6 protein-coding genes are annotated in these 12,269 nt (G+C 63.0%); 4 read left to right on the top strand and 2 right to left on the bottom strand.

Features of this window, described 5'->3' with window-relative positions; genetic code table 11:
- The first annotated feature begins 96 nt into the window (after nt 1-96).
- The 4 genes from RB548_RS08315 to RB548_RS08300 all read left to right on the top strand — a co-directional run bounded on the left by RB548_RS08315 (nt 97) and on the right by RB548_RS08300 (nt 5,103).
- Complete coding sequence (locus RB548_RS08315; RefSeq protein WP_331374458.1) at nt 97-1,962, top strand: ABC transporter ATP-binding protein; 1,866 nt, start codon at nt 97-99, stop codon at nt 1,960-1,962.
- A gap of 362 nt (nt 1,963-2,324) precedes the next feature.
- Complete coding sequence (gene petA / locus RB548_RS08310; RefSeq protein WP_331374457.1) at nt 2,325-2,903, top strand: ubiquinol-cytochrome c reductase iron-sulfur subunit; 579 nt, start codon at nt 2,325-2,327, stop codon at nt 2,901-2,903.
- Between the two features lie 14 nt (nt 2,904-2,917).
- On the top strand, nt 2,918-4,198 hold the full coding sequence (locus RB548_RS08305; protein WP_180937762.1) for a cytochrome b: 1,281 nt from the start codon (nt 2,918-2,920) through the stop codon (nt 4,196-4,198).
- Nucleotides 4,199-4,230: 32 nt separating this feature from the next.
- Nucleotides 4,231-5,103, top strand: a complete 873-nt coding sequence (locus RB548_RS08300) for a cytochrome c1 (protein ID WP_331374456.1) — start codon at nt 4,231-4,233, stop codon at nt 5,101-5,103.
- Nucleotides 5,104-5,268: 165 nt separating this feature from the next.
- On the opposite strand, the gene RB548_RS08295 is transcribed toward RB548_RS08300, so the two are convergent.
- Both RB548_RS08295 and RB548_RS08290 read right to left on the bottom strand, forming a co-directional pair.
- Entirely contained in the window at nt 5,269-5,691 is a 423-nt protein-coding gene (locus tag RB548_RS08295) for a VOC family protein (RefSeq protein ID WP_331374455.1), read from the bottom strand.
- A 302-nt stretch (nt 5,692-5,993) separates the two neighbouring features.
- Nucleotides 5,994-12,080, bottom strand: a complete 6,087-nt coding sequence (locus tag RB548_RS08290; RefSeq protein ID WP_331374454.1) for an apolipoprotein A-IV repeat region-like domain-containing protein — start codon at nt 12,078-12,080, stop codon at nt 5,994-5,996.
- Nucleotides 12,081-12,269 lie beyond the last annotated feature (189 nt).

Here is a 12,269-nt window from a genome sequence, read left to right as displayed (position 1 = left end):
TTTCGGGCGAGTGCGCTGCGGAACTTACGAATTTTGTAATGTCGCCGGCATCGGAAATCGTTTGCCGCTGTTTCAGAACCACCTATATCGGAAAACATGCTGCGGGCCATCGTCACCATCTTCGAGAACTGGATCAAGCCGTTCGCACCGCGGGAGAGGCTGCAGCCGCCAAAATCGTTGTGGGGCTTCGCCTGGTTCTATGCGAGCCAGGCAAAGGGACCGTTCCTCGCCATGGCGGCACTCGGCGGCCTGGTGGCGATGCTGGAAGCCGGGCTTTTCTATTTCGTCGGCCGGCTGGTCGACGTCCTCGACACGGTGAAGCCGGAGGCCGGGTGGAGCGGGCTGATTGCCACCAACGGACCGGAACTGCTCTTCATGCTGTTGACGGTGCTGGTGTTCCGTTTTCTCGCGGTTGCGCTCGCCGCGCTCGTCGAGGAACAGGCGATCATCACCGGCTTTCTCAACCTCGTGCGCTGGCAATCCTACGTCCACGTCGCGCGCCAGTCGCTGACCTTCTTCCAGAACGACTTTTCCGGCCGCATCGTCACGAAGGTCTGGTCCGGCGCGCAGGCCACGAGCGACCTCATCGTCTCGCTGCTGCAGGTCGTCTGGTTCATCGTCATCTATACGGCCTCGACCATGGCGTTGATAGCCCAGCTCGACTGGCGGCTCGCGGCAATGGTGGCGTTCTGGATCGTGGTATTCCTTGCGCTTGCCCGCTATTTCGTCCCCCGGGTACGCAAGCACGCCCGCGAAACGGCCGAGATGGCGTCGATGCTCAGTGGCCGCATGGTCGACGCCTATTCGAACATAGAGACGCTGAAGCTCTTCGGCAGTAACGAGGAGAACGACCGCTATATTCGCGGCGGCTTCGACCGATTCCAGGGAGCGGTGATCCCCTTCACACGGTTGCTGACGGCCGTGCGGTCGTCGTTGGCGCTGCTTTCAGGCCTGATGATCACGGCAATCGCCGTCTATTCGATCCATCTGTGGCTCGCCGGCTCCGTCAGTTCCGGCGCCGTTGCGTTCACGCTGGCGCTGGTGCTGCGCCTCAACATGCTGCTCGGCCGCATGATGTCGCAGTTCAACGCAATCATGCGCAATATCGGCACAATGCAGAATTCCGCCGAGCTCGTCTCCCAGCCGATCGGGCTCGTCGACCGACCCGGCGCACCCGACCTGACGGTGCACCGACCGGAGATCCGCTTCGAGCACGTGAAGTTCCACTACGGAAAAGGTGGCGGTGTCATCGACGATTTCTCGCTCACCATTCGGCCCGGCGAGAAGGTCGGAATCGTCGGTCGGTCCGGTGCCGGCAAGTCGACGCTCGTCAACGTGCTGCTGCGCTTCTACGACCTCGAGGGCGGCCGCATCTTGATCGACCGCCAGGACATTGCGACCGTCCGCCAGGAATCGTTGCGCGCCCATGTCGGCATGGTCAGCCAGGACACCTCGCTTCTGCACCGGTCGATCCGCGACAACATCCTTTTTGGCCGGCCCGGCGCTTCTGAAGAGCAGTTGATTGAAGCGGCCCGCAAGGCGGAGGCATACGATTTCATCGTGAACCTCCAGGATCAGCGTGGCCGAAGGGGGTTCGATGCGCATGTCGGCGAACGCGGCGTCAAGCTTTCCGGCGGCCAGCGGCAGCGAATAGCGATTGCCCGCGTCATGCTGAAGGATGCACCGATCCTCGTTCTCGACGAGGCGACCTCCGCGCTCGATTCCGAAGTGGAGGCCGCCATCCAGTCGAATCTGGAGCGCCTGATGGAGGGCAAGACGGTGCTCGCGATCGCCCATCGGCTATCCACGATTGCCGCGCTCGACCGGCTTGTCGTGATGGACCGGGGGCACATCGTCGAGGACGGCAGCCATGCGGAGCTGATCGCCCGCGGCGGACTCTACGCCGACCTCTGGTCACGTCAGTCAGGCGGATTTCTGGCGCGCGAAGAAGCGGCGGAATAGGGCGCTTGAAAGCCGCCCGCTGACCGTCCGCGACAGCTCCCGGGAAAAGGCCCGCAACCCCGTCAAGTCCTTGTGCCAATTGGTCGCGCTTTTACCCGCGACAATCTGCCCACATCCCCTTGTCAAGGCTGGACATAATTTGCGATCAAGCATAGAACGCGCCCGATTGACGGGGAATCTGCGTGCAGTGCGTACGTATGATTTCCGGATACTGGTGTCCGGTCAGTGCTTGTCTTGGCAGGCCGGCCAGGGCGCCAGCGAGTTGAGAGGGCGTGATTCCTTGGCTTGGGCAAAGGCCTGCACAGGAATCTCGCCGGGGCGGATGCGGTTTCCGCAACATTGCGTGAGAGGATGGTTTAGCCGTGAGCGAACACGACACTTCAAGCGAGACCTTGGGCGAGCCCACTCGCCGCGATTTCCTTTACCTGGCCACCGGCATGGCCGGCGTCGTCGGCGCTACTGCCGCCGCCTGGCCGTTCATCGACCAGATGCGTCCCGACGCATCGACGCTCGCGCTCGCTTCGATCGAGGTCGATGTTGCCAGCCTGCAGCCCGGCATGTCGCTGACGGCGAAATGGCGCGGCAAGCCGGTCTTCATCCGCAACCGCACGGACAAGGAAGTGGAAGAAGCCAAGGCCGTTTCTCTGGACGACCTCAAGGACCCGGTTGCCCGCAACGCCAATCTCGCTGCCGATGCGCAGGCCAACGATCTCGACCGCTCGGCCGGCGAGGGCAAGGAGAACTGGATCGTCATGATCGGCTCCTGCACCCACCTCGGCTGCGTTCCGCTTGGTCAGGCCGGTGACTTCGGTGGCTGGTTCTGTCCCTGCCACGGCTCGCACTACGATACGGCCGGCCGTATCCGCAAAGGCCCGGCACCGGAAAACCTCCCCGTGCCGACCTTCTCGTTCGTTTCCGACACAGTTATCAAGATCGGTTGAGGGGACTACTGATAATGAGTGCTGATCATTCAACCTACACGCCAACGACAGGCATCGAGAAGTGGGTTGATTCCCGTCTTCCGCTGCCGCGTCTTGTCCACGACTCGTTCGTCTCCTATCCGGTTCCGCGCAACCTGAACTACGCCTACACCTTCGGCGCCATGCTGTCCGTGATGCTGATCGTCCAGATCCTGACCGGTGTCGTGCTGGCCATGCATTATGCGGCCGAGACTTCCGTCGCCTTCAACTCGGTCGAAAAGATCATGCGCGACGTCAACCACGGCTGGCTGCTGCGCTACCTGCACGCCAACGGCGCGTCGTTCTTCTTCATCGCGGTCTACCTCCACATCGCCCGCGGTCTCTACTACGGCTCCTACAAGGCGCCGCGTGAAATCCTCTGGATCCTCGGCGTCGTCATCTATCTTCTGATGATGGCAACCGGCTTCATGGGCTACGTTCTGCCCTGGGGTCAGATGTCCTTCTGGGGTGCGACCGTTATCACGGGCTTCTTCTCGGCCTTCCCGCTGGTCGGCGAGTGGATCCAGCAGTTCCTGCTTGGCGGCTTCGCCGTCGACCAGCCGACGCTGAACCGCTTCTTCTCGCTGCACTATCTGCTGCCCTTCATGATCGCCGGCGTTGTCGTCCTGCACATCTGGGCTCTGCATGTCGTCGGCCAGACCAACCCGACCGGCGTCGAAGTGAAGTCGAAGACCGACACCGTCGCCTTTACCCCCTATGCGACGTTGAAGGATGCGCTCGGCGTATCGGTGTTCCTGATCGTCTACGCATGGTTCGTCTTCTACATGCCGAACTTCCTCGGCCATCCGGACAACTATATCCCGGCCGACGCGCTGAAGACCCCGGCACACATCGTTCCGGAATGGTACTACCTGCCGTTCTACGCGATGCTGCGCGCCATCACCTTCAGCATCGGACCGATCGACTCCAAGCTTGGCGGCGTTCTGGTGATGTTCGGCTCGATCATCGTCCTGTTCTTCGTGCCCTGGCTCGACACGTCCAAGGTCCGCTCGGCCGTCTACCGCCCGTGGTACAAGCTGTTCTTCTGGATCTTCGTCGCCAACGCGATCATGCTCGGCTGGCTGGGTTCGCGCCCTGCGGAAGGCCTCTATGTCGTGATGTCGCAGCTCGGCACGCTGTACTACTTCGCCTTCTTCCTCGTCATCATGCCGGTTCTCGGCCTGATCGAAACGCCGAAGCGCATTCCGAACTCCATCACCGAAGCGGTGCTGGAAAAGCAGAATGCAAAGGCGCAGCCGGCAACCGTACGCGCTTGATCAGAACAGTGATTGATAAGGAACCCACAACAATGAAAAAGCTTGTTACAGGCATTCTGTCACTCGCTGTCGTCGCCGGTCTCGGCCTGGGCGCCGCCGTCGCCCAGGAAGCGGCAGGCGGGGAGGAGCACGCCACAAGCGGCACGCCGCACTTTCCGATCCACAAGCCGGAACAGCAGGATTGGACCTTCGCCGGCCTCTTCGGCCACTACGACAGGGGCCAGCTCCAGCGCGGCCTCAAGGTCTACACCGAAGTCTGTTCTGCCTGCCACTCGATGGACCTCGTCGCTTTCCGCACCCTGGAAGATCTGGGCTATTCCGAGGCTCAGGTGAAGGCATTCGCGGGCAACTACGAAGTGCAGGACGGACCGAACGCCGACGGTGAGATGTTCGCGCGCAAGGCAGTTCCGTCGGATCACTTCCCGTCGCCGTTCCCGAACAAGGAAGCCGCTGCTGCCGCCAACAACGGTGCCGCACCGCCGGACTTTTCGCTGATCGCCAAGGCACGCGGGATTGAGCGTGGTTTTCCGCAGTTCGTCTTCGACATGTTCTGGCCCTATCAGGAAGGCGGACCGGACTACATCCATGCGCTGCTGACCGGTTACCAGGAGCCGCCGGAAGGCGTTGAGGTCGCTGAAGGAACGCATTACAACCCGTACTTCGCGAACGCGGCAGCGCTGGCCATGGCCAAACCGCTCTCCGACGACCAGGTCACCTATGACGACGGTACGCCGCAGACCGTCGACCAGTATGCCCGGGACGTCTCGGCATTCCTGATGTGGGCGGCCGAACCGCATCTGGAAGACCGCAAGCGCACCGGCTTCATGGTCATGGTGTTCCTGCTCATCTTCACCGGCCTCATCTACCTGACGAAGAAGTCGGTTTACGCAAACAAGGAGCATTGATCGAATCCCGAAAGCTCCGGCTCGATCATCAGCAGACCTTAGTAGGCCCCGGTTTCAGCCGGGGCTTTTCTTTTCTTGGATGATGTTCACTCTGCCAGACCCCAGGGCGCATGGCTCATCCGTCAAGCCCTCAGCGCGGCGACAGTCTCTTCCGTGCGTGGCACTTCAGTCCGGGACCGTCCATTGCGGGTTCCAGACGATCTCCCAGAGATGGCCGTCCGGGTCGTGGAAATAGCCCGAATACCCGCCCCAGAAGCGTTCATGCGCCGGATCGGTGATGGTTGCGCCGGCTTTCTCGGCCTGCTTCATGACGGCATCGACCTCTTCTTTCGATTTGACGATGTGCCCGATCGACACCGCACCGAGCCGCACTGGCGTAGCGGCGATCTTCGCATCCTTGGCAAGTGAAGTCGTCGGGAATAGCGCCAGGATCAGGTCCTCGCCCATATGGAAAAAGACCACCGCACCATCTTCGAATTGCTGGCCGACAATCCCCTCCGTCGGCAGCCCCATTCCGTCGCGATAAAAGGCGAGAGATTTTTCGAGATCGCTCACGCCAAGGGTAAGGACTTTAATCCGCGGTTTCATTTCCGCCTCCTTGAGCGCCGCGCGTGCATCCAACGCGCGAAGCTCATTGCAGCATTCGAATTGCCGCATGACTTTGTCCCCGAATCGGAGCCGATTTAAGGACAAAGACATGCAGCAATTCAAAGCGCTACGACCTCCTTTGCGCGTCTGATAAGACGCGCGGCGCTGTAGGCAACCGGGTCGACACTGGCGACGCCACATCGCTCGCCTGCGAGGACCAGTATGGCCGCTTGCGATACGGCGGATACGAAAACGGCCCCGTCTTTCGAGGGGGCCGTTGCTTGCAGGAACTCTCTGGTGGATCAGTTGAAGCGACCGGCCGCGTGGGCGAGCATCGTATAGACCTTGCCCGTATCGGACGTCAGATAGGTCTGCGTAATGCGCTTGTCGGGATCGTTCCGCGCGACATCGGCGAGGAGCTTTTCGAAATCGGCGATGTAACGGTCCACCGCCGTCCGGAATTCCGGCTCGCGATCATACTTGCGCTTGATCTCGTCGAACGTCTGCTGGCCCTTGAGCGTGTAGAGCCGGCGCGTGAACACATCGCGTTCACCACGTTGATAACGCCGCCAGAGATCCACCGATGCGTCGTGGTCGATCGCCCGGGCGATGTCGACCGAGAGCGAATTCAACGATTCGACCACATGGCGTGGATTGCGGCTGTCGCCGGGGCGCACCGAAGGCTGGCTTTCCGCCGGCCGCTGGCGCGCGGTGGCGGGAGCTTCTTCACGCGAGGCGGCGCGAAGCAGATCACGCATCCAGCCGCCACCTTCTTCCGCGCGGTCCTCGGCGACATCCTGGCGGCCAGGCGGTTGCGGGCGCGTGGCTTGCTCCAGGCCAAGGCTTCCACGCAACGCGGGAGCCGGCGCTGGAGCGGGGGCCGGCTGCTCACGCCGCTCCTCCGCGACCGGTTGCTGGACGGCGGGGCGAGGGGCAGCAGGGGCCCGTGAATTCGAAACGGCCTGCTGGCGAACCGGCTGCGCGACCTCGAGCTGCGTGGAGGACTTGCCGATGATTTCGGAAAGCTCCTGCAGCGCTTTGATTTGTTCGGAGACGGCGCGCCGCATCATCGATGCGTTCTCCTTTGCCTCTTCGGGCAGATCGAAAGCGCCACGCTTCAACTCTTCGCGGGTCATGTCGAGTTCCTTGCGGATCTCGTTGGCGGAGCGGCGGATATCGTCGGTCGCACCGCTGAAGCGGTTGATCGCCTCATCGATTGCCTGACGGACGGCCTCGCGCAGTTGGGCGGCGACGCCGTCAGACTTCTTGCCGCTTTCGGCCAGCATGCGCTCGATGTCGGACACCGAGGCCCCGACACTGCCGCGCAGGCGGGACGCAACTTCCTTCGAACGCTCCTCGGCATTCGCGAAGGCGCCTTCGATCGATTGACCGGCATCCTCGCCAGCCTTGGCGATCGCGCGGCGAAGTGCTTCGGAGGCGCTGAGCGCGCGGCCCTCCACCTGCGACAGGGTCTTGTTGACGTCGGCGAACGAGGTCTCTACGCCCGAGCGCAACGTATCGGCGATCTGGCGGGTCCGTTCCTCGGCCTGCGCGAAGACGCCTTCGACCGACGCCCCGGCTTCCTCGCCGGCTTGCGCCAGCGCGTTGCGCATAGCTTCGGCAGCCTCGTTCGCACGCTGTTCGGTGCTCGACAGCAACCGGCCGACGTCCGTGAAGGAAGACTGGATGCCGCTGCGAAGATTGCCGGCCACCTGGCCGGAGCGTTCTTCGGCCCGCTGGAAGGCACCATCGACGAAGCCTTCCAGTGCCCGCATCGTGCGTTCGATTTCCTCCGAGCGCTGCACCAGGCCGACGGAAAGGGTCCGCAATGCGCCCTGACGCTCTTCGAGCGTGCTGACCAGGTTCGACTGGGCGGCTGCCAGCAAATCGGACGCCTGGCCGAGAACCTTCGAATGGTCCTCAAAACGCCCGACGATCCCGCCGATCTGAGAAAGCGTCGAGCCTGCGATGTCGGACAGCTTGTCGACCCGGCCTTCGATGAGGCGGGTGGAACTCGACAGCATGTCGGACGCCTGCCGCGTCGTTTCCGAGAACTTCGATGCCGTTGCCTCGAGACGCTGATCCATGTCGCCGAGATTGTCGTTCGCCTGGTCGATAACGGTCGAGATCGCCGAATTGTTGGCGGCAAGCTGGTCGATAAGGCCCATCGCCGTCGACTGAAGGCGGTTCTCGACCATTTTCATGGCCTTGGCCGTCTCCTCCGCACGCAGCGTGATGGCGTTGAGCGTTTCGTCGGTCCGCTCGGTAATGGCATTGATGAGCGCCGCGTTTTCGGCCCGCAGGCGATCCGCGCTTTCCTGGGTGAGGGCGGCGATCCGTTCGGCGGCCTCCTTGCCGGTAGCCGCATACTGCTCGATCACGGGCCGTGCCTGCTCGTCGAGAAGGCGGGACAACTCGAGCGAACGGCCGGCAAGCATCGAATTGAGTTCGCGGGTGCGTTCGTCAAGCGTGCTGCGGATGGCCTGGCCCCGGGCATCAAGAGCCTTTTCCGCATCCGAGAGGCTCTGCTGGATGCCCAGAGCGTGGCTTGCAACCTGGTTATGGGTGGAGGCAAGCCGGGCCGTTGCCGTATCCGCGGCGTCCGTAACCGAGCGGACGAGGTCGGCATGGCGGGCGGCAGTCGTCGATGCGGTCTGCTCGATCGAGTTCGCGAATTCGGCGTTGCGGGCGGCAAGCGCGTCGGCGAAATCCACGCCAGCCTTGGACAACAGATCGGCCGAACGGGCAGCTTCTGCGTCGAGCTCCTGCGCCGCGCTGCTTACCGCGCCGCGCAGGCTCGTGACGAGGGCGGCTGCCTTGCCTTCGATCGTCCGGTTGACGTTTTCGAGACCGATGTTGAGTGCACGGTCCATCGTACCGAGCCGCTCTTCGATACGGCCCGTACCGGTTTCGATTGCCGTCGAGATGCGGGCTGCCGCCATCTCGCTGACCCGATCAATCTCCCCGGCGCGCTCGCCAAGGCTATCGGCGATCCGTTGTCCGGCACTGTCGACGATGGCGTTGACACTGCCGACACTGTCGCGAATTCGCTCTTCGAGCGAGCCGAGACTCGTCTCGATGCGCGCGCCGGTGTCGTCAACGATCGCGTTGACATTGCCGACGCTGCCGCGGATGCGCTCTTCCACGGCGCCGAGGCGGTTCTCGATGCGGATACCCGTATCGTCGACGATGCCGCCGACGGTACCGACGGTGCCGCGAATACGCTCCTCAAGCGAACCGAGGCTCGTTTCGATACGCGCGCCGGTTTCATCGACGAATGCGTTGACGCTACCAACGCTGCCCTGAACGCGATCTTCGAGCGAGCCGAGGCTCGCCTCGATGCGGGCGCCGGTGTCGTCGAGACGGTTATTGATGCCGTTGATCGAAATGTCTACGCGATTGGTGAGCGTGTCGGCCGCAAGGCTGATCTGGTCGGCCGTCTCGGCAAGCCGCTCTGCGATATTGCCCGTGGTGGAACGCATGCGCGCGTCAAGCGCTTCGGCGCTGCGGTCGATGACGCCGGCAATCGACGTCTGTCGCTCCTCGAGCGACATTTCCAACATGCTGGCGCTGGTTGCGAGCGTCGTTGCAATCGCCAAGGACTGATCGGACAGCAGATCATCAAGCTGCTCGCGGCCCTGGCCGACCGCCAGATTGATCGCGTGGATCCGATCGTCGAGCGTCGCCCGTATCTGATCATGCGTTGTCGTGAGGGTGTCGCGCAGATGCTCGGTCTTGCCGGAAAGCGCCTGCTCGATTTCCGCAGCCTTGCCGGCGAGCGAGGCGGTCGCCTCGGACGTGCGGGCAGTGAGCGCTTCCGCGATCTCGGCGCTGGTGCCGGTCAAGGCGTCCGAAATCTTGCCGACGCGGCCGCTCAGATCTTCGGCGATACGGGCACTTGTTTCGGTGAGCGTGCCGGCGATCTGGCTGACGCGGCTGCCGAGGTTCTCGGCTACCTCGGATACGCTTTGTGAAAGCTTGTTCTCGATCTCGCCCACCCGGTCCGTCATCGTCTCGGCAACGGCCATTGCGCGGAACGTCAGGTTGTCGGCAACGTCCTCGGCGTGGCGGCTGAGCGTGTCCGCCATTTCATTGGCGCGGGCCGACATCGTCGAGTTGATCTGCGTCGCGCGCTCCGAAAGGATCCCATCGAGCGCCGTCGTCTGGTTGGTGAGCGCGTCGGTGATCGCGTCCCCACGTTGCGACAGCACGCCTTCGAGCGTTTTGGTTTGGCTGCCAAGCGCTTCGGAGATCGCCTCTCCGCGCTCGGACAGGACGCGCTCCAGCCGATCAGCGGTACCGGCGACAGCACCCTCGACGAGGCTCGCGCCGGAGGTGAGGGCGGTCGAGATGGCGGCAGTGCGCTCCGAAAGCGTGTTGTCCAGGCGATGTTGGCTTGCCGCGATTGCGCTGGTGATTTCGTCGGTCGTGCCCGTGAGGGTCTGTTCGATCCGCGCATGCGCGGATTGCAAGCCGTCGATGAAGGCAGCCGTGCGCGAATCGAGCCCTTCGGTCAGGCGCTGCTCGCTGGTCGTGAGCGCATCGGCAAGCGCATCGGCACGCCGGCCGAAGCCACTCTCGATCCGTTCCTGTGCCTCGGTGAGCGCCCCCATCAGCGATCCGGTCTTGTCGGAAAGCACGCTCTCGATCCGGTTCTGCGCACTGCCGATGAGATTGCTGAGCTCTGACGTACGGCCGCCGATGCTTTCCTCGATGAAATCCTGTGTCGCGCCGAGTGCCGTGGCAAGCGTCAGCGACTGGTCGGAGAGGGCCGAACCGATCTTCTCGACGCCGCTATCGAGAGCGCTGCCGATCGCCTCAGAGCCACCGGAAACGGTCTCGTTGATGCGGTGAAGGCTTTCCATCAGCTTGGTGTCGAGCAGGCTCGCGCGCTTGTCGAAAGCACTTGCGAACTCGTGGAAGCGTTCGTCGAAGGCCGTCGCCAACTGGCCGACCGTTGTCTGCAGCTTCTCTTCGAAGAAACCGCCGCGAAGATCGAGATCCATGATTGCATCGTCGGCGCTCGACTTCAGGCTCTGCCTGAAGCTTGCGCCCTTTTCGTCGAGGGCGGCGTTGAGCGTGGCAAGCATGTCGTCGAGCCCGCCAGCGATTGCCTGTTGGCCGACACTCAGGCTCTCGTTGAGGTCGCGGGTCCGTGCGATCAGCGTTTCATTGAGCTGGCGTGCACGCTCGTTGAGGGCGGCGTTCAGCTTCTCGGTGTTGGCATCCAGGCTCGAAGCGCGGGTCTCGAACTGGCCGAGCAATTGCTCGCCGCGTTTTTCCAGGGTTTCGCTGAGGGCATCGAGCCGCGCATCGAACTCATTGCTGAGCGCAACCCCCGCCGTCGTCAGTCCGGAAAGGAGCGCATCGGTGCGGGTCGACAGCATCGTGCTGATGGTCTGCAGCGCGTTTTCCGACCTTTCCGTGAGTGCGGCCGAGCGCGTATCGATCAAAGAGGCAAAGGCTTCGCCGGACACAGCGATGCGCGAAGCTATATCCTCGCTCGCCAGTTCCAGATCGTCTTTCAGCTTGGTGTGCGCACCGGCGATCGAGGTGCGGATACGGTCGGCGTGCCCGATGATCGCTTCCCGCTCCAGTCCCAGTTCCTGCACGAGGGTGCGAACGCGAAGTTCGTTTTCGCTGTAGCTGCGTTCAAGCGCATTGACCTCGGAGTGAACCAGCGTTTCGAGCTCCGTCGCACGTGCGATGGTACGCTCGATGCCTTCGTTCATCGCCGACACTTCGCGACGGACGGCCTGGCCAACGGTCATTACGCGGTCCGCGGCGGTTGTTTCCGGCTCGGCAAGACGGAGGGCGACCTCCGCCATCGAGCGCGCCGCATTACGCAGATCCTGCGCTCTCGCAAGCATGGTGGCAAAGGAGAAAAACAGCATCACGGGCAGGGCGATGCCGATAAGAACACCGATTGCACCCGGCGTGGCGGCGAGATCGGCGAGCGAGCGGATCTGCCAGATCTGCGGTGCGTAGAGAAGATGGGCGACGGCGAGACCAGCGAAGGCCCAAAGCAGCGACACCAGCGCAGCGGTACGGATTGCCGCGCGGCTGGTGCGGACTTCGAGGGAGCGCAGCATCGCGGCCGGCGATCGCCGTGTATCGTCATTTGCCGGCGAAAGCGGCGGTTGCTTCGGAGCGGGCTCGGGCGCGAGGCTGCGCACCGTCTTCGGCGCTTCCGGCTGCGCCTTTGGAGCCTGCGCCTGATCAGATGCCGCCGCCTGCTTGCTGGGCTCAGACACGGTTTCCTCCGGTTCATCCAAGGAAGTCTTGTCATCCAGAGCCGACTTAAGGTCGTCAAAGTCGATTTTCAGGGCCGCTTCCAGTGCCTGGAACGCCTTTTCGTCGATCGACTCACTGCTCTTTTTCGTCGCCATAGGGATACGCCTCACTACTATTGCCCGCCGATGGCCATCTCCGCGGCGCCGCACAGGCAATCCCGAAGACATCCGAAACAGGGCGGTGACGCCAGGGCACTACGCACCACATCTGCGCCATACCCTGCCTGATCACCCATTCCATTGCCTCGATGGATAGCCGGAACTAAGGCCTCTCGGCACCGAGCA

Source organism: Sinorhizobium chiapasense, from assembly GCF_036488675.1.
Classification (GTDB): Bacteria; Pseudomonadota; Alphaproteobacteria; order Rhizobiales; family Rhizobiaceae; genus Sinorhizobium; species Sinorhizobium chiapasense.
This window is presented reverse-complemented; position numbering and strand designations above follow the sequence as displayed.